The 17726-nt window shown below is 52.2% G+C and carries 16 protein-coding genes and 1 riboswitch; of the genes, 9 read left to right on the top strand and 7 right to left on the bottom strand.

The window, feature by feature from the left end:
* Positions 1-31 precede the first annotated feature (31 nt).
* Genes BLT35_RS18280 through sdhB form a run of 3 tightly spaced genes read left to right on the top strand, consistent with a single transcriptional unit; the run spans position 32 to position 3234 of the window.
* On the top strand, positions 32-688 hold the full coding sequence (locus BLT35_RS18280; protein ID WP_062409398.1) for a succinate dehydrogenase cytochrome b558 subunit: 657 nt from the start codon (positions 32-34) through the stop codon (positions 686-688).
* A gap of 15 nt (positions 689-703) precedes the next feature.
* On the top strand, positions 704-2464 hold the full coding sequence (sdhA, locus tag BLT35_RS18275) for a succinate dehydrogenase flavoprotein subunit (RefSeq protein ID WP_062409397.1): 1761 nt from the start codon (positions 704-706) through the stop codon (positions 2462-2464).
* A 2-nt stretch (positions 2465-2466) separates the two neighbouring features.
* Positions 2467-3234 (top strand): succinate dehydrogenase iron-sulfur subunit, encoded by a 768-nt coding sequence (gene sdhB / locus BLT35_RS18270; RefSeq protein WP_062409396.1) that lies wholly within the window; start codon positions 2467-2469, stop codon positions 3232-3234.
* Positions 3235-3482: 248 nt separating this feature from the next.
* Here sdhB and BLT35_RS18265 read toward each other — a convergent pair whose 3' ends face one another.
* The 4 genes from BLT35_RS18265 to gcvT form a co-directional block, all read right to left on the bottom strand.
* A complete protein-coding gene (locus tag BLT35_RS18265; RefSeq protein WP_074729301.1) occupies positions 3483-4439 on the bottom strand; it encodes a cation diffusion facilitator family transporter in 957 nt (318 codons plus the stop codon).
* 520 nt (positions 4440-4959) lie between these two features.
* Positions 4960-6465: an aminomethyl-transferring glycine dehydrogenase subunit GcvPB gene (gene gcvPB, locus BLT35_RS18260; RefSeq protein ID WP_302848197.1), complete on the bottom strand. Its 1506-nt coding sequence runs from the start codon at positions 6463-6465 to the stop codon at positions 4960-4962.
* Positions 6462-7814 (bottom strand): aminomethyl-transferring glycine dehydrogenase subunit GcvPA, encoded by a 1353-nt coding sequence (gene gcvPA / locus BLT35_RS18255; RefSeq protein WP_054819593.1) that lies wholly within the window; start codon positions 7812-7814, stop codon positions 6462-6464. The genes gcvPB and gcvPA overlap by 4 nt, the downstream gene beginning before the upstream one ends.
* A 39-nt stretch (positions 7815-7853) precedes the next feature.
* A complete protein-coding gene (gene gcvT, locus BLT35_RS18250) occupies positions 7854-8957 on the bottom strand; it encodes a glycine cleavage system aminomethyltransferase GcvT (RefSeq protein WP_074729299.1) in 1104 nt (367 codons plus the stop codon).
* Between the two features lie 190 nt (positions 8958-9147).
* Positions 9148-9242: riboswitch (glycine riboswitch) on the bottom strand.
* A gap of 239 nt (positions 9243-9481) precedes the next feature.
* On the opposite strand from gcvT, the gene gcvH reads away from it, so the two are divergent.
* On the top strand, positions 9482-9889 hold the full coding sequence (gcvH, locus tag BLT35_RS18245) for a glycine cleavage system protein GcvH (RefSeq protein ID WP_062409394.1): 408 nt from the start codon (positions 9482-9484) through the stop codon (positions 9887-9889).
* A gap of 495 nt (positions 9890-10384) precedes the next feature.
* Here gcvH and BLT35_RS18240 read toward each other — a convergent pair whose 3' ends face one another.
* Positions 10385-11560, bottom strand: a complete 1176-nt coding sequence (locus BLT35_RS18240; protein ID WP_074729297.1) for a MalY/PatB family protein — start codon at positions 11558-11560, stop codon at positions 10385-10387.
* 90 nt (positions 11561-11650) lie between these two features.
* Positions 11651-12220, bottom strand: coding sequence for a GbsR/MarR family transcriptional regulator (locus BLT35_RS18235; RefSeq protein ID WP_062409391.1), 570 nt, complete (start codon positions 12218-12220; stop codon positions 11651-11653).
* A gap of 293 nt (positions 12221-12513) precedes the next feature.
* On the opposite strand from BLT35_RS18235, the gene BLT35_RS18230 reads away from it, so the two are divergent.
* The 5 genes from BLT35_RS18230 (at position 12514) to BLT35_RS18210 (ending at position 16818) form a co-directional block, all read left to right on the top strand.
* Entirely contained in the window at positions 12514-13719 is a 1206-nt protein-coding gene (locus BLT35_RS18230; protein ID WP_062409390.1) for a quaternary amine ABC transporter ATP-binding protein, read from the top strand.
* The gene (locus tag BLT35_RS18225; protein WP_062409389.1) at positions 13712-14545 is read left to right on the top strand and encodes an ABC transporter permease; all 834 of its coding nucleotides are present in this window, start codon (positions 13712-13714) and stop codon (positions 14543-14545) included. The genes BLT35_RS18230 and BLT35_RS18225 overlap by 8 nt, the downstream gene beginning before the upstream one ends.
* A 30-nt stretch (positions 14546-14575) precedes the next feature.
* Positions 14576-15460, top strand: a complete 885-nt coding sequence (locus BLT35_RS18220; protein WP_367888805.1) for a glycine betaine ABC transporter substrate-binding protein — start codon at positions 14576-14578, stop codon at positions 15458-15460.
* A gap of 239 nt (positions 15461-15699) precedes the next feature.
* On the top strand, positions 15700-16167 hold the full coding sequence (locus BLT35_RS18215; RefSeq protein WP_062409388.1) for a hypothetical protein: 468 nt from the start codon (positions 15700-15702) through the stop codon (positions 16165-16167).
* A 12-nt stretch (positions 16168-16179) separates the two neighbouring features.
* Positions 16180-16818 (top strand): GDSL-type esterase/lipase family protein, encoded by a 639-nt coding sequence (locus BLT35_RS18210; RefSeq protein ID WP_054819597.1) that lies wholly within the window; start codon positions 16180-16182, stop codon positions 16816-16818.
* A 95-nt stretch (positions 16819-16913) separates the two neighbouring features.
* Here BLT35_RS18210 and BLT35_RS18205 read toward each other — a convergent pair whose 3' ends face one another.
* Complete coding sequence (locus BLT35_RS18205) at positions 16914-17720, bottom strand: histidinol-phosphatase (protein WP_062411004.1); 807 nt, start codon at positions 17718-17720, stop codon at positions 16914-16916.
* Between the last annotated feature and the right edge of the window lie 6 nt (positions 17721-17726).

Genomic DNA, 17726 nt, shown 5'->3' with positions numbered 1-17726 from the left:
GCCTTGACCTTAAGGGGGGAACGAATTACTAATGTTTAAGAACTCGTATTATTCTCGAAAGCTTCATTCATTGCTGGGTGTCATCCCGGTCGGTTTCTTCCTGATCGAGCACCTGCTGACGAACTACAAAGCGTTCAGCGGTGGACACACGGGCTTTATGGAGCAAGTGCATTGGCTGCATTCGCTGCCGCTGGTCCTGTTCCTGGAGATTTTCGGGATCTGGATTCCGCTGGCATACCATGCCATCTACGGTCTGTATGTAGCTTATACAGCACGCAACAACGTGTCTAACTACGGGTATTTCCGCAACCAGATGTTTTTTCTGCAGCGTGTGACCGGCGTAATCACGTTTATTTTCGTGGCATGGCACTTTTTCCAAACTCGCTTTCAGATTGCTATCGGAACGGTTGACCAAGGTGAGATCGGCGTCCACATGCACGGTATTGTAGTCAATCCCGTCTACTTCGTGCTCTACGTGATCGGTGTGATTGCAGCCGTATTCCACTTCAGCAACGGAATGTGGTCTTTCCTTGTCAGCTGGGGTATTACCATAGGTCCGCGCGCACAGCGAGTATCTACTTATGTATGGATGGGCGTTTTTGTTATCATGTCCATCATGTTTATCTTGTCGTTGACGGCATTTATGGACCCATCATTCCAGCAAGTGCCTCAAATGGCAAAAGGTTAAGGAGGGCGGACGATCATGGCGAATTCAAAAATCATTGTAGTCGGTGGAGGTCTGGCGGGCTTGATGGCCACCATCAAAGCGGCCGAGGCTGGAGTTCACGTAGACTTGTTCTCCCTTGTTCCTGTCAAGCGCTCCCACTCCGTATGCGCCCAGGGTGGTATCAACGGAGCGGTTAATACAAAAGGAGAAGGCGACTCTCCGTGGGAACATTTTGACGATACGGTATACGGCGGAGACTTCCTCGCGAACCAGCCGCCTGTTAAAGCGATGTGTGAAGCGGCGCCCGGCATCATCCATTTGATGGACCGGATGGGGGTGATGTTCAACCGTACACCTGAGGGTCTGCTCGATTTCCGGCGTTTCGGGGGGACAAAGCACCATCGTACGGCATTTGCTGGAGCGACAACGGGTCAACAGCTGCTGTATGCGCTGGATGAGCAAGTGCGCCGTTGGGAAACTGCCGGTCTGGTTCAGAAATACGAGCATTGGGAGTTCCTTGGTGCGGTGCTTGACGATGACGGCGTATGCCGCGGTATTGTCGGCCAGGACCTGCGCAGCATGGAAGTGAAAACATTCCGTTCAGATGCGGTTATTTTGGCGACAGGCGGCCCCGGGATCATCTTCGGTAAATCGACCAACTCCGTTATCAATACGGGTACGGCGGCGAGCGCGGTGTACCAGCAGGGCGTTTATTACGCTAACGGCGAATTCATCCAGATCCACCCGACAGCCATTCCGGGCGATGACAAGCTTCGTCTGATGTCCGAATCGGCACGCGGTGAAGGCGGACGGGTATGGACATATAAAGATGGCAAGCCTTGGTACTTCCTTGAGGAGAAATATCCTGCCTACGGCAACCTGGTGCCCCGTGATATCGCTACGCGGGAAATTTTCAGCGTGTGCGTGGACATGAAGCTGGGCATCAACGGCGAGAACATGGTTTATCTTGACCTATCCCACAAGGATCCGAAAGAGCTGGATGTCAAGCTTGGCGGGATCATCGAGATCTATGAGAAGTTTATGGGCGATGACCCGCGCAAAATTCCGATGAAAATTTTCCCGGCCGTTCACTATTCGATGGGCGGTATGTGGGTAGATTATAACCAAATGACAAACATTCCGGGCTTGTTCGCCGCAGGCGAATGCGAGTACCAGTACCACGGCGCGAACCGTTTGGGCGCGAACTCACTGCTGTCCGCTATCTACGGCGGTATGGTTGCCGGTCCGAAAGCGATCGAATATATCAAAGGCCTGGATAAGCATGCGGAAGATATTTCTTCCTCGGTATTCGACCGTTATACGAAGCTTCATACCGATAAATACGAAAGCATCCTGAAGATGGACGGCACCGAAAATGCTTACGTGATTGGGAAAGAGCTCGGCGAATGGATGACCAATAACATGACGGTGGTTCGCTACAACAAGCAGCTGCAGGAAACGATCGACAAGATCAACGAGCTGAAGCAGCGCTACCGCAACATCAACATCAACGACTCCGCCCGCTTCAACAACCCGGGTGTGGCTTATACCCGTCAGCTTTGGAACATGCTGGAACTGGCGCATGCCATGACACTCGGCGCTTTGCTGCGTGACGAGAGCCGCGGTGCACACTACAAGCCGGAATTCCCGGAGCGTAATGACGAGAAATTTTTGAAAACAACGAAGGCGAAATGGACGCCGGATGGTCCGCAAATCGAGTATGAGGACGTCGACGTATCACTCATTCCGCCCCGTAAACGTGACTATACGACCGACAAGAAGAAGGGAGGTCATTAATCATGGCCGAAGCAACCGCGACTGCAAGCAAAACGATCAAGTTTATCATAACCCGTCAAGATTCACCGGAAAGTGCGCCATACACGGAGGAGTTTGAAATTCCTTATCGCCCGAACATGAACGTGATCAGCGCTTTGATGGAGGTACAGCGTAATCCGGTGAATGCCAAAGGCGAAAAAACGACACCGGTCTGCTGGGAATCGAACTGTTTGGAGGAAGTGTGCGGAGCCTGCTCCATGGTTATCAACGGCAAACCGCGTCAGGCTTGTACAGCGCTGGTAGACAAGCTGGAACAGCCGATCCGCATTGCACCGATGACGACATTCCCGGTTGTTCGTGACCTGGTGATCAATCGCGAGCGTATGTTCTCCGCTTTGAAGAGAGTGAAAGCCTGGATTCCGATCGACGGCACATACGATTTGGGTCCCGGTCCGCGTATGGCCGAAGCCAAGCGTCAATGGGCTTATGAGCTGTCCAAATGCATGACTTGCGGTGTATGTCTGGAATCCTGTCCGAACGTGAACGACAAAACGGACTTTATCGGCCCGGCGGCCATCTCGCAGGTGCGTTTGTTTAACGCGCATCCGACTGGCGAGATGAATGCTCACGAGCGTCTGGAAGCACTCATGTCCGACGGCGGCATCGAAGGCTGCGGAAACTCGCAGAACTGCGTGCGCTCTTGTCCGAAAGGCATCCCGCTCACGACTTCGATCGCAGCGATCAACCTCGATACGACGAAGCATTTGTTCAAAAAATGGCTCAGCATGTAATTTTGTAAATGAAGTCCGGAATATATCCGGGCTAATGCATATCACCGCCTTTGTCGGCTTTGGCCGGCAGGGGCGGTTTTTATATCGTTTTGTAGTTTTGAATGACATTGACGGGGACTGATCTTCAAGAGAAGGGGAGGCGTTCCAGGGTCGCTAGTCATATACTGATTACGGGAGCGAAAGCGGATAAAGCATAAAACCCTCTTGCCATCGCTTGGATGAAAGAGGGTTTTGCTTTATTTCCCGGATCAGGTTGGCAGCGCCGTCCCGCCGACCTCGTCCTTGTGCCGTAAAAATTCCTTGCCGTACTCTCCATGGGGATGAATGACCGCATGCTCCATTTGAATAGTGGAATGCTCAATGCCGTATTTCTCCTTCAGCGTCTCGTTAATGGCGAGAATGATGCAAAACGGTTGGGTCTTATTGTCAATAAACACATGCGCGGTCAGCGAATAATGGTCGGTGGAAATAGCCCACAAATGCATTTCGTGCACATCCTCCACACCTTCTACCTGAGCAATCGATTCCCGTATCTCATCCAGTTGAAAGCGGTCAGGCACCGACTCCATTAGAATATAGTAGGCTTCTTTCAGGATTTTGGCACCGCCTGTAAAGATGATGCCCCCGATCACCATACTGATCAGCGGATCGAACCATAGGAAGCCCGTAAAATAAATGAGGATCGCGGAAACGATAACCCCGACCGAGCTGAGCAAATCGCCGATAAAGTGCCATAATGCGCTTTGGATGTTTAAATTGTCTTCTTCCTTCACGCTGCGGCTTAATACGTAGGTCAGTATTATATTTACAACAAGTCCGATGGAGGCAATGGTCAGCATCAGCTTCAGGTTGATCTCTTCCGGATGGATAAAGCGCCGGATGCCTTCGATAAAGATCCAGACCGCGATGGCGCAAAGCGTAAGTCCGTTGATCGAAGAGGCGATAATCTCAAAGCGCAGGTACCCGAACGTAAACTTTGCATTCGGGGGCCGAGTAGCCAAATGAATCGCAAACATGCTGAGCCCGAGTGCGAATACGTCGGATATCATGTGAGCCGAATCGGAAAGCAGAGCAAGAGAATTGGAGAGGAGACCTCCGATAATTTCCACCAGGGTAAAAAATCCAGTCAAAAACAGCGTGATCCACAGGGTTCTCTTGGATCGGGACTGCTCCTTGACATGATGTAAATGATGATAGTCGTACATTCTTCTCACCTCGCCTTTCATGTACCCCTGTGATCCGAATTATACGTCAAGTGTTGAATTTTGGCAAATACTTTAATTGAGACCGATTATTAGCCTATTTTGGTGGATTATCTCCCGATTGAGAAGTTTTATCAATGATTTTGATAGTTATTCTCAATTTCGATATAGCGCTTTCAAACTTGTTACATAAATGAAATATTTCTGTTACTTGTTTAACATATTGACGATGTATAATTAGTGACAAGACCCCCTTTTTTAATATATACACTTTAAGACCCGGCCCCGTTGGCGGGTCTCTTTTTTTGTCTTGAAGGCTTAGAACAATAAAGATATGTCCAAATCCGATAAAGTTAAAATGAAATAGGATATATTATGCAGAAGGATGATAACTCGCCAACTTTTCGCGGCCATATGAGAATCAATTAGAAGCTTGCCGATAGGATCGAAGAAAAACAAACCCGCCAGGTTAGGCGAGTTTGCTTTATTGCAGGGTAACCCCGTTATGTTTCGAAACGGACTATTAGCGGCAGGTGCAATTCAGTACGGGCTTTCGGGCTGCCTGGGTTTCGTTCAGCCTTCTTACGGCTGTAGTGTGCGGGGCGTTCAGCAGCAGCTCCGGATGATGCTCGGCCTCGTGAGCGATCTGGATCATCGCATCGATAAAAGCATCGAGTGTTTCTTTGCTCTCGGTTTCGGTAGGCTCGATCATGATGCATTCTTCGACATTCAGCGGAAAATAAATGGTCGGGGGATGATAACCGAAATCAAGCAGTCTTTTGGCTACATCTAACGTATGCACGCCGAATTTTTTCAGCTTTCTGCCGGACATGACAAATTCGTGCTTGCACAGGCGCTCATACGGAACCTCGTAATAAGGCGCCAGCCTGCGCATCATGTAGTTGGCGTTCAGCACGGCGCATTCGGATACGGCGCGAAGCCCCTCTGGACCATAGCTGCGGATATAGGTGTAGGCCCGTACAAGAATCCCGAAATTGCCGTAGAAGGCTTTGACCCGGCCGATCGATTCTGGCTTGTCATAGTCGAAGTAGTACGTCCCGTCTTCCTTGTGTTCTACGGTCGGTGCTGGCAGGAATGGGGCCAGCTTTTGCTTCACGCCCACCGGGCCTGCGCCCGGGCCTCCGCCGCCGTGCGGGGTGCTCATGGTTTTATGAAGATTTAAATGAACAACATCAAAGCCCATATCTCCGGGGCGCGTAATGCCCATAATCGCGTTGGAATTGGCTCCATCGTAATACAACAGGCCTCCGGCTTCGTGTACGATTTCCGCAATTTCCACGATCCGCTCCTCGAACAAGCCGAGCGTATTAGGGTTGGTCAGCATGAGTGCGGCGGTATCCGAACCTACCGCTGCGCGCAGCGCTTCCAGATCGACCAGCCCCTTGGCGTCGGATTTGACGATGATGGTCTCAAGCCCCGCGACGGTTGCGCTTGCAGGGTTGGTGCCGTGGGAGGAGTCCGGAACAATGACCTTCGTCCGATGCTCGCCACGGCTCTCGTGATAGGCGCGAATCATCATGAGTCCGGTCCATTCGCCGTGTGCCCCGGCTGCGGGCTGCAGCGTCACCCGGTCCATGCCGGTGATGGCGGTCAAATCATTCTGCAGCGTATACAACAACTCCAATGCGCCTTGGATGGAGGATTCGGGCTGGTACGGATGAATTTTGGAAAAACCGGGAAAACGGGCGACATCCTCGTTGATTTTCGGATTATATTTCATGGTGCAGGAGCCTAAGGGATAAAATCCGTTGTCGATGCCGAAATTGCGGCGCGATAAAGCGGTGTAATGGCGAATGACGTCGACCTCGCTGACCTCGGGAAGCTGAGCGGGCTTTGTTCGCAGCAGACGGGAAGGAATTAGTTCATCGATGCTGGTCTGAGGCACATCGCATTCGGGTAGGGAGTACCCGATCCGTCCGGGCCTGCTTATCTCGAAAATCAAGGCTTGATCGTGCTTTACGCTGCTTGTTTCCTCTACGATACGTTCAGTGGATTTTTCGCTGCTCACAGGGATGCCTCCATTCGGTCGATAAATTCCTCGATCTCTTCCCGGGTTCTTCGTTCCGTAACGGCGATGAGGAGGTGATTTTTTAATTCCGGGTATGCCGATCCCAGATCATAGCCTCCGATAAATCCAAAGGACAGCAGCGCTTCATTAAGCCTTCCGATGTCGGCCTGTTCGGGTAACTTAAGTACGAACTCGTTGAAAAAAGGGCTGTTGAAAGCAAGGGTGACGTCCTTGATCCGCCGGAAGCTTTCGACCGCATAGTGTGCTTTCCGCACGTTCGTGCCTGCCACCTCCTGTAAGCCGGCTTTACCCATAACCGACAAGTAAACGGAAGCGCATAGAGCAAGGAGAGCCTGGTTGGAGCAAATGTTGGAGGTTGCTTTTTCACGGCGGATGTGCTGTTCCCTTGCCTGCAGCGTGAGCACAAAACCGCGTTTGCCGTCCCGGTCTACCGTTTGGCCGACGATTCGGCCGGGCATCCTGCGGAGCCACGGTGAGCCGACGGCGAAGAAGCCGCAGGTAGGTCCGCCAAGAGCCGCAGGAATGCCCAGCGGCTGCGCATCGCCTATCACGATGTCCGCGCCGAGAGCGCCTGGCGGCTCCAGCAAACCGAGTGAGAGCGGATTGGTATACACTACGAGCAAGCCGTTTACGGCATGAATGAGCGGCTCCATAGCTCGTAAATCCTCGATACAGCCGAAAAAATTGGGCGATTGTACGATTACGGCTGCGGTTTGACCGGAGATTTGGGAGGCGAGCAGCTTCTGATCCGTTACACCATCCGCATAGTCGATTTCAACGATATCCAGATCTAGCCCCCGTGCCGCCGTGCGTAAGGTTTGCCGGGATTCGGGGTGTACCGCCCGCGAGACGACCAACTGCTTTCGTTTGGTGGCTTCGCAGGCCAGCTTTCCGGCCTCCGCCAGAGCGGTAGCGCCGTCGTACATGCTTGCATTGGCCGCGGCCATCGCCGTCAATTCGCAAATATACGACTGAAATTCAAAGATCGCCTGAAGCTCGCCTTGGCTGATTTCCGGTTGATAGGGGGTATAGGCGGTGTAAAACTCGGAACGGGAAATCACGTGTTGAATGACGGCGGGGATGTGGTGATCATAGATGCCGGCACCCAAGAAGCTGGTGTACCGATCGGTATCCGCATTTTTCTCCACTAATCGGCGTGTGTGCTTGAGCAATTCAGGCTCACTCAGTGCGGAAGAGACATTCAAGATTCCTTGAAACCGGACTGGGGCAGGGATGTCGGCAAACAGCTCCTCCACCGACTTGATGCCGATTTCGGCCATCATGTCCTGCCGATCCTGCTCCGTCATTGGTAAGTATCGATGCTTCACCTTATTCAGCTCCTTTATGATGGGGGAAAGCCGATTACCTTATTTGCTGGTCCGTTTATAAAACGGACTGGGAACAACCTCCGCCCGTAATCGTTTGCCGCGAATGTCCACTTCGATTTTCGTGCCGATGTCTGCATAACGGGTATCCAGCAAGGCCAAGCCCAAGCTCCTTTTCAGGGTGGGGGATTGCGTGCCCGATGTAACTTCTCCTATGCATGCACCGTCTGCATATACCCTGTAGTGGGGGCGGGGAATACCACGGTCAATCATCCCGATGCCTACAAGCCTGCGGCGTACTCCTTCCCGCTTTTGCTTTAACAGCGCTTCCCTGCCGATAAATCCTTCTTTACTTAGCTTCACGGCAAATCCAACTCCGGCTTCCAAAGGGGACACCCCGGCGCTGAGCTCTTGCCCGTACAAAGGCAGCCTAGCTTCAAAGCGGAGCGTATCTCTGGCTCCAAGTCCGGCGGGGATTAAGCCGTGATCCCGGCCGTGCTCAAGCAGCGTCCGCCATACATGAAGAGCGTCGGCGCCGGGAAGATAGAGTTCAAACCCGTCCTCGCCGGTATATCCTGTGCGGGAGACAAGAGCCTGAACGCCGCAGACCTGAACATTCGAAATAAACGAAAATGAGGTTAAATCGGAAAGAGAGGCGTCTGTAACCCGAGAGAGTATGGTTTCCGCCAACGGGCCTTGAAGCGCAAGCAGAGCGGTTTGCTCAGAGACGTTTCGGATCACAACGTCGCCGATCAGGTGGCGGTCCATCCATTCGAGATCCTTGTCGATATTCGAGGCGTTGATAACCAGCATGAACTGGTCTGCGGTGAGCCGATAAACCAGCAAATCGTCAACGACGCCGCCGTCAGGATAGCACATCAAACTGTACTGTGCCTGACCGTCCCTTAATTTGGAGACATCGTTCGTCGTCAAGTGCTGCAGGTAAGCCTCGGCAAAGGTGCCCGTAACCAGAACCTCGCCCATATGGGAAACATCGAATAATCCGGCGTGCCGGCGAACGGCATCGTGCTCTTTTTGAATGCCGATGAATTGGACGGGCAGCTCCCAACCGCCGAAATCGATGCAGCGGGCTCCCGGTTCATCCGCATAGAGCGGGAATAGCGGTGTTCTTTTTAAGGGGGACATCCCTTTCACCTCTTTCGATGATTTGGCCTCTCAAGTGCATAGAAAAAACAAACAGAGCCAAAGAAGCGGGCTTGCCGGGCTTGCCGGCGTTACCTCGTTCCTTGCTCTGTCCTTCTACCTGAGAGTTACCTTATGCCGCAGCACAAGTTTCCCCTTGGGTGACCTGTTTTGCAGGTTCTCTCCAGAGATGTGTCCGGCAAAAGTCCTTTTGCCTGAGAGATTCACCTTGCGGCTTACCCCTTCGGCGTTACTTTAATGTCAAGTAATCTCTCCTTTTGTCATCATCCACGGATATTTAGTTGTCTTATTCTCATTATTTCCCGGTTGAAACGGATTGTCAATGTGTTTTTCTGATAAAATAAATTGATCTGTAAGTTATATTGACGTAAACTTGTCCATTGTTTTATTCTACCAGTATACGTGCGAAGATGAAGGATCACAAGGGTGGAAGGCCTGTGCCTCCGGGGAGAACGAATCGCAGCCGGCAGGTGCAGAACACCGCACAGACGGGGAGCTGTATGGATATGAGCGAGGTTAAAGCGAACGTTTTCTACAGCAAAGAGCATGAATGGGCGGACATCGGGGAATCCGGGACGGTCAGGGTCGGCATAAGCGATTTTGCGCAATGCGAGCTGGGGGATATTGTATTTGTCGAGCTCCCCGAGATAGGATCTAGTGTTCGCGCCGGAGACCCTATAGGTACGATTGAATCGGTGAAGACCGTTTCGGATTTGTTTGCTCCCGTTTCGGGCATCATCACGAATATAAATGCCCTTCTGCTCGATCAGCCTGAGCTTGTCAATGAGCAGCCGTATGAGGGCGGATGGATCGTAGAGATCGAATGGTCTCCCGATGCCGGAGAAGAGCTGAACGAGCTTTTCAATGCCGAGCAGTACAAGGCTTATCTCGACGAACAGCATGAAGGCGGATGATGGGCAGCGTCTTGTCCGCGTATCTGGAGAAAGCGGCACCCCAAAGACCGGGTCTCCCGGCTGACTTCAGGAGGCGCGGTCCTTATTCGGGATGCGGTCTATTATCCTTATGATTGATGATGGATTATAAAACGGTTCAGACCTGTTGAAAAATAGTCATTGCGGCATGACCTCATCCGGAATATGAAGAGCTAGGTAATCGTTTTGGAAGAAATGGAATCGTTCCGCTATTTCGCAAAGCTGCCTTCTCCGGCCTTAATATGAATTAAGCCGATCAGGGACAAGCCGCAGGGCTTCGCGTATACGTCTTCTGGCTGCGCTGCATTGTTCGGGCAAGCAGCCGTTCGTTCGTAAGCTTTTCTCCTGCCGCCGGCTCACCGGAAATGATGGAATTACGTCCCGATGCCCAAGTCCCAAAGGCGACATAAGGAAGCCCTGTATTCGCGAAAAGGCGTTACGGAATACAAGGCTGTAGTGTTAGTGAGAAACAACGGATTAACTTCTATTGGAAGCCGCCTCACAAAACCGCTCCAGCGCATCCGTCAACAGCGATCTCGGGCAGGCCAGGTTAATGCGCAGCCAGCCTTGTCCCTCCGTGCCGAAGGCAGAGCCTTCGCTGAAGGCCACACGCGCTTTTTCGAACATCAGCGACTTAAGCCCCTTAATATCGAGGCCCAGGCCCCGGCAGTCCACCCACAGCAAATAAGTGCCGTCCGGACGCATCGGCTTTACCTCGGGAAGATGCTCAGCCAAATAAGCTATGGCATATTCGACATTGCCTGCTACGTATTCGATCAGTTCGTCGAGCCAAGCTTCCCCTTCGTTATATGCGGCCATCACGGCTTCATGAGTAAAGAAGTTCGTCATGTGCAGGCTGAGCGCTTTGACCCGGTAATCGAATTTCCGTTTCATCGCCGCATTAGCGGTGACAATGAACGAGGATTGGAGGCCGGGGAGATTAAACGTCTTTGTCGGCGCGAGTGCGGTCAAGGTAATTTGCGAGAGCTCCTCCGACAAAGAGGCGAACGGAATGTGGCGATGTCCCGGCAGTGCCAAATCACAGTGAATTTCGTCCGAGATGACCGTAACCCCGTGCTTCAGACACAGCTCGCCCAGACGGAGCAGCTCCTCGCGTTCCCAGACGCGCCCGCCCGGATTATGCGGACTGCACAGCAGCATCAGCTTGGCTCCGCCCGCCATCAGTTCCTCCAAATGGTCATAATCCATTTCGTATCTGCCGTTACGGATGACCAGAGGGTTCTTAGCCACCTCGCGGACATTCATCCGAATCACATCGTAAAAAGGATAGTAAACCGGGGATTGAAGAATGACGGAGCCGCCGGGCTCGCTGAATACATCTACCGCGATGCTGAGCGATGTGACGACGCTGGGCACGTCGCTCAGCCATTCCCGCTCGATGGTCCAGCCGTGCCGCCGTTGATACCAGTGGATAATGGCATCCACATAAGCTTCGTTTTTGATCGAATAGCCGTAAACTCCCAGCGCAGCACGGGCTTCCAGAGCTTTCCTTACGGCAGGAGGACTTTCAAAATCCATATCGGCCACCCAAAGGGGGAGGATGTCCTGATCCCCGAACAGCTTTAGGGATTGATCCCATTTGTAGGAATGCGTATGGCGTCGATTGATGATACGGTCAAAATCGGTTTTCAAAAGCTTCACCTCATCACAACGGTTAGTATTACTCTATTCTATCATAAAGACGATTGAACAGGAAAAAGAGCCTTAATCGGCTCTCCTGCATTATGGTTTTACGGGCTCCTCCTTCGGTACCAGCGAGAAGATTTCCCCGCTCTCGAAGGTATCGATCAAACGGCCCAGCCACATGTAATAGCGGACGGCTTCCTCCAGCTTATTGATATCCGTGTTAACGATCTTCTGCAGCTGTTCATTGTCTTGGTACGCTTCCTTCAACCGCTTCAGCTCGCTGAGTGACTTGCGCACCGCCTGAAGATTCATCTCCGTTTGCTTCCTCCACTTGATAGCGAAGTAATCCGCAAACGTCTGGTACCAGTCCGGCTCCACTTCATACAGATCCTTGCGTGACCCCGGTTCCCATACCTTATGAACCATCTTCAGATCCGTGAGCGTGCGCACGCCTGTGCTCATGCTGGTCTTGCTCATCCCCATGCCTTCGCCCATTTCGTCGAGCGTCATGGGTTTGTCCTGAAAAAACATCATACCGTATAAATGTCCGGACGATAATGTAACTCCGTATAAGTCCATGTTTTTACCGATTGATTCAATCACGCGTTTGCGGGCTTTTTGAATGATGCCGACTTGTTCCTCCGACATGCCAACCCAGTTGTTCATCGTTCTGCCTCCTCCGGACGAAGCCGGTTGCCTGTTCAGATGTTATTCGTATGTTGTTCATAACTGCGGACCGGCAGCCGCCGGCACGCTCTTACTAGAATAGTTACATTGTATTGAAGTTGGTTTTGAAAGTAAAGAAGTTACATGGACAGGAATTTGGAGGAATAAGGAGTATTCTGTATAATACGTATATAAAGTTTTTTCTGTACGTACGAAACAAACTTATTTGGGTTTTGACCATTTTACACCAAAACCTGTAAACTTAAGCACATCAAAGAATGGGGTGATACAGGTTGATTGAGGTGAAAAACCTGACTAAAATATTTGGGCAGTCGCCGGAAAAAGCCTTGAGCCTCCTGGAGCAAGGCTGGAGCAAGAAACGCATTTTTGCCGAGACAAAGCTGACCGTGGGCGTGAACCGCGCCAACTTTACAGTAAAAGAAGGGGAAATTTTCGTTATCATGGGGTTGTCGGGCAGCGGTAAATCGACGTTGATCCGTCTTATAAACCGCCTGATCGAACCGACGTTCGGAAGCATTACGTTTCAAGGTGAAAATATCGTCGAGATGTCGGAGGGAAGACTCAGAGAGTTCAGAAGAACGGCGATGAGTATGGTGTTCCAAAAATTCGCTTTATTCCCGCATCGCACGGTGGCGCAGAATGTAGAGTTCGGTCTTGAGATACAGAAGATTCCTGCCAAAATCCGCCGAGAGAAAGCGCGGGAAGCATTGGCTTTGGTCGGCCTTGAGGAATGGGAGAACAGTTACCCAGACCAGCTTAGCGGGGGAATGCAGCAGCGCGTCGGACTGGCCAGGGCGCTGGCCAACTCGCCGCAGGTGCTGCTGATGGACGAAGCGTTCAGCGCGTTGGATCCGCTCATCCGCAAAGACATGCAGGAGGAGCTGAGGGAGCTTCAGGAGAAGCTGAAGAAAACCATCATATTCATTACGCACGACTTGAATGAGGCGCTTCGGATCGGAGACCGCATTGCTCTGATGAAGGACGGCTCGATCGTACAGATCGGCACGCCGGAGGAAATCATGATTTCGCCTGCCAACGAATATGTGGAACGGTTTATCGAGGACGTGGATTTGTCCCGGGTACTGACGGCATCGCACGTCATGCGCAGACCGGAGACGATGGTCTACGACCGCGGAGGCCCGAGAGTAGCGCTTGAGCTGATGCGGGAGAACGGCATCTCCAATCTGTTTGTCGTCGACAATTCAAAACGTCTGATCGGCGTATTGACGGCGGAGGATACGGCGCAGGCCATTAAAGAGAATAAAGGGCTTGACGAAATTATCGTCAAAGATGTGCCGACGGTGTCGGAGAATACGCTGCTGAACGACTTGTTCGAGCTTGTCAGTGTCAGTCGTGTGCCCGTAGCCGTAACCTCGGAAAGCGGGAGACTGCTTGGTGTAATTATCCGCGGCGCCGTGCTTGGGGCTTTGGCAGGAAATCAAGACCGGGTGCGAAAGGCGGTGAGCGAAGATGCCTAAGCTGCCGATTGCTCCTGGAATAGAGCGTTTTGTTGATTGGGTCGGCTCGACCTTTGATTTCATATTTGATTTCATCTCCACCATCATCGGTGGCACGGTGGATGTTTTCTCGTGGCTGTTTCATTGGCCGCCGGCTTTCGTTTTTATTCTGTTGGTAACTTTCTGGTCCTACCGCTCAGCGGGCTGGGTGCTGGGGCTGTTTTCTCTGGTCGGCTTGCTGTTGATTGATAATCTCGGATTTTGGGACCACACGATGGACACGCTGGCTTTGGTGATGACGAGCGCGCTGGTTTCGGTCATTATAGGGCTGCCGCTTGGCATATGGTGCGCGAGGAATAACTCGGTCCAGAATGCGGTGACGCCGCTTCTGGACTTTATGCAGACCATGCCCGCATTCGTTTACTTGATTCCCGCCGTTTTCTTTTTTGGTTTAGGCGTGGTGCCCGGCGTTATCGCTTCGGTCATTTTTGCCGTGCCGCCTACGATACGGTTGACGAACCTGGGTATCCGCCAGATTCCGTTCGATTTGATTGAGGCTGCGGATTCGTTCGGTTCGACTCCAGGCCAGAAGCTGTGGAAGGTTCAGCTCCCGCTGGCCCTGCCTACACTGATGGCAGGAATCAACCAGACAATTATGCTGTCCTTATCCATGGTCGTTATTGCATCCATGATCGGAGCCCAGGGAATCGGTGCGGACGTTTATCGCGCGGTGACCCAGCTCAAGATAGGCGAAGGCTTTGAAGCAGGCATTGCCGTTGTGATTTTGGCGATCCTTCTGGACCGCTTAACTCAAAATATAGTCAAAAAGAAAAAAAGGAGAGGGTAGGCATTGAAAAAAAGAACTCGTAACCTGATGATGATGGCGGCATGTGTATTGGGAATAACGGTACTGGCCGCCGGCTGCGGACAGAAGGATTCCGGCTCTGACTCCGGTTCCGCTTCTGTCGGGGAACAGGTCAATTATCAAATTATCGGGATTGATCCCGGTGCAGGTTTGATGCAGGCCACGAGCAAAGCGTTAGAGGAGTACGGACTCACGGACTGGAAGCTGGTGGAGGGCTCCGGGGCCGCCATGACGGCTGCGCTGGATAAAGCCTATAAAGACCAAAAACCCATTATTGTGACGGGATGGACCCCGCATTGGAAGTTCGCCAAATATGACCTTAAATATCTGGAAGATCCGAAAAACGTGTATGGCGGGGATGAGCAAATTCATACGATCGTCAGAAAAGGACTGAAAGAGGAACATCCGGCCGCTTACGCTATGCTGGACCGGTTTGAATGGACACCGGACGATATGGCGAAGGTGATGGTGGAGGTGCAGGAAGGCAAGAAGCCTGAAGAAGCCGCGGCTGCATGGCTCGGCGACAATGCCGACAAGGCGGACGAATGGGTGAAGGATCTGCCCAAACAAGAAGGCAAGACCCTGAAGCTTGCTTACGTGGCCTGGGATTCCGAAATCGCCAGCACCTATGTCGTAAAGCAGGTGCTGGAAACGAGACTTGGATATAAAGTCGACCTGCTGCAGGTCGAAGCCGGACCGATGTGGGCCGGAGTGGCCGAAGGCGATGCGGACGGCATCGTAGCCGCATGGCTGCCGACTACGCACAAAGACTACTTTGATAAGTTCAAGGACAAAATTGAAGACCTTGGTCCGAACTTGAACGGTACCAAGATCGGCCTGGTCGTGCCGAAGTATATGGAAATCAATTCGATAGAAGATTTGAAAAAAACCGAATAAAACTGGTGTAGGAAAGAAGCTGGACTACTCATCATTCCGTGACGCAAGTGTCGGATAAATGAGGCCGGCTTCTTTTTTTGCTTTATCGGATAGTTTTCGTTGAGACAGTCAGGCACAGGTATCCGCCCATTTTACCGCAAGCATTCCACTTACCCAAGCCATACGGAGCGCATTCACATAATCTGGATTAAGTAGACAAGTCAGAGTATGCCAACACGTGAAGAGGGAAGGGAACGAGCATGAAGAAGACAAAGCAATCGCAAGTCCGTAAATCCGTCCCGCGTGCGTCGAAAGGCTCTAAACCCGAACGTCGCCGCTCTGACGGTACAAGTCGTCCTCACATGCATACAGCCAATGTAAAAGGATTGTTCAGTCCTTTCGGCGGTGGAGGAGCGACCGGCATTCCGGATGGCGCGGGGGGAACAGGCGCGGGTGACGCAGCCAGAGCGGTCGGATCGGGCGGAGGTTTTCTCTCTATGTATGATCGAATCGGCGGATTGGACGGTATTGTGTCCACTATGGGAAAATTCCAGAAGCTGTTTACGATCATGAAACAGATGGGGCCGATATTTAAGCTGATGGGCAGCTTTGGCGGATTTGGAACCGGGATCGGCGGTTTGGGAACGGCCAACGTCAAGGCGGTCCCTCTGCAAGGCAAACATGCTGCAAAACCCAAGAAAGCCGTTGTACGCCAAAAACAGAGATAATGGAAGAAAGGGGTGAAGATCGTGCTCACCTATGCTGCACTTGGAGATTCGATAACCGTCGGAACAGGCGCATGTCCCGGCGGCGGGTTGGTGCCGCAGTATCGGTCTATGACAGAGAAGCGGCTGGGACAATGTGTGTACAGCATCAATTTGGGAATATCCGGGGCGACGACAGGTGACTTGCTTCGGGTGGTGCACGGAAGCCCCGAAATTCGTCATATTCTGGCCCGTGCGGATATCATTACGATTACGGCGGGAGGCAACGATTTAATTCGCGCTGCTCAGCGTTACGCGATGCAAACCAATCCCGAGGTGCTTCAGCAAGCGCTGGTGCAGTGCCGGGAGAACTATGGAAAGATCGTGGATTCCATCCGGAAGCTGAAAGCGAATCGTTCAAGGCCTTATATCATCCGTGCCGTCGATTTGTACAATCCTCTTCCGCAAGTTCCCGCGGCGGCCGGATGGGTACAGCGCCTGGGCCAGCACATTGAGAGCCTGGAGTGCGCCAATTTTCAGGTGGCACGGATTTACAGCCTGTTTGCCGGAAGGGAAAAAGAACTGCTGTCTTCCGACAAGATTCATCCGAATGCGGCGGGATATCGTGTCATGGCGCAGCAAATGAGTCAGCTTGGCTACAGGCCGCTTGGTTAAATCCGGTCTGCCTCCGGCTCCGAACAGCGGGTTGACCGGATTGGCTGGTATAAAAAGCGGATGCCGGGGAGACCCCGACATCCGCTGCAAACAGGTTATAAAGGTACCTTATGCATTTGCTTTTCTTTGAAATACACCCATTCGCGAAACCCGATCTCCTTGAGCCGCACGGCTACTTCCTCCCAATCGTCACCGACCCGCCCGGGCACATGGGCATCCGAGCCGAAAGTAACGTTCACCCCGTAATGCAGCGCCCGCTCCAGAATCGGATCGATCGGGTACCAGCCGCCGCAATCCTTCGTTTTGCCGGAAGTATTGATCTCGATGGCGATGCCGATTTCGCCGATCGTTTTTAACGTCCGGTCCACCGCATCCGTTTGGATGTCTGAAAAGGCAGGGTAGAAGCCCCGCATCGCGTCAATGTGACCGAGAATTTGAAACATGCCGCTGCGCGCGGATTGCTCGATCAGATCGTAATACAGCTCTTTTTGCTCGACCTTCTGACGGTCGGTCAGTCCGTTCCAGCGTTTTTTGTTGAAAATGCTGACCCCGCCGGACAAATGGACAGAGCCGATGATATAATCGAACGGATATTGTTCATATACCTTACGGTATACGTCCGCATGCTCCGGGAAAAAGTCGGATTCCACACCGAGCAGCACCTCAATGCGTCCCCGGTATTCTTCTTTCAGCTTGAGAACTTCATCTACATAGCGTTTAAATTCGCTCTTCGCCATGGCAATACCCGGCTGTTCCCGGTCGGACTCGCTTGCAAAGTAAGGCGAATGGTCGGAAATCCCGATGACCTGAAGGCCGCGGGCAATACCTGCTTCAATGTAATCGCGGATCGTACCTACGGCATGCCCGCAGCGCTCGTGATGGGTATGCAAATCGAATTTCATATTTTT

The sequence above is a fragment of the Paenibacillus naphthalenovorans genome (assembly GCF_900099895.1).
Taxonomy (GTDB): Bacteria; Bacillota; Bacilli; order Paenibacillales; family NBRC-103111; genus Paenibacillus_G; species Paenibacillus_G naphthalenovorans.
The sequence above is the reverse complement of the archived record's forward strand: the minus strand, read 5'-3'. Positions and strand labels throughout refer to the sequence as shown.

Excerpts from the sequence above, each read along its gene's own strand:
- BLT35_RS18280 (WP_062409398.1), top strand. The coding sequence starts at position 32 with ATGTTTAAGAACTCGTATTATTCTCGAAAGCTTCATTCATTGCTGGGT.
- sdhA (WP_062409397.1), top strand. The coding sequence starts at position 704 with ATGGCGAATTCAAAAATCATTGTAGTCGGTGGAGGTCTGGCGGGCTTG.
- sdhB (WP_062409396.1), top strand. The coding sequence starts at position 2,467 with ATGGCCGAAGCAACCGCGACTGCAAGCAAAACGATCAAGTTTATCATA.
- BLT35_RS18265 (WP_074729301.1), bottom strand. The coding sequence starts at position 4,439 with ATGTACGACTATCATCATTTACATCATGTCAAGGAGCAGTCCCGATCC.
- gcvT (WP_074729299.1), bottom strand. The coding sequence starts at position 8,957 with ATGTCCCCCTTAAAAAGAACACCGCTATTCCCGCTCTATGCGGATGAA.
- gcvH (WP_062409394.1), top strand. The coding sequence starts at position 9,482 with ATGAGCGAGGTTAAAGCGAACGTTTTCTACAGCAAAGAGCATGAATGG.
- BLT35_RS18235 (WP_062409391.1), bottom strand. The coding sequence starts at position 12,220 with ATGAACAACTGGGTTGGCATGTCGGAGGAACAAGTCGGCATCATTCAA.
- BLT35_RS18225 (WP_062409389.1), top strand. The coding sequence starts at position 13,712 with ATGCCTAAGCTGCCGATTGCTCCTGGAATAGAGCGTTTTGTTGATTGG.
- BLT35_RS18220 (WP_367888805.1), top strand. The coding sequence starts at position 14,576 with ATGATGGCGGCATGTGTATTGGGAATAACGGTACTGGCCGCCGGCTGC.
- BLT35_RS18215 (WP_062409388.1), top strand. The coding sequence starts at position 15,700 with ATGAAGAAGACAAAGCAATCGCAAGTCCGTAAATCCGTCCCGCGTGCG.
- BLT35_RS18205 (WP_062411004.1), bottom strand. The coding sequence starts at position 17,720 with ATGAAATTCGATTTGCATACCCATCACGAGCGCTGCGGGCATGCCGTA.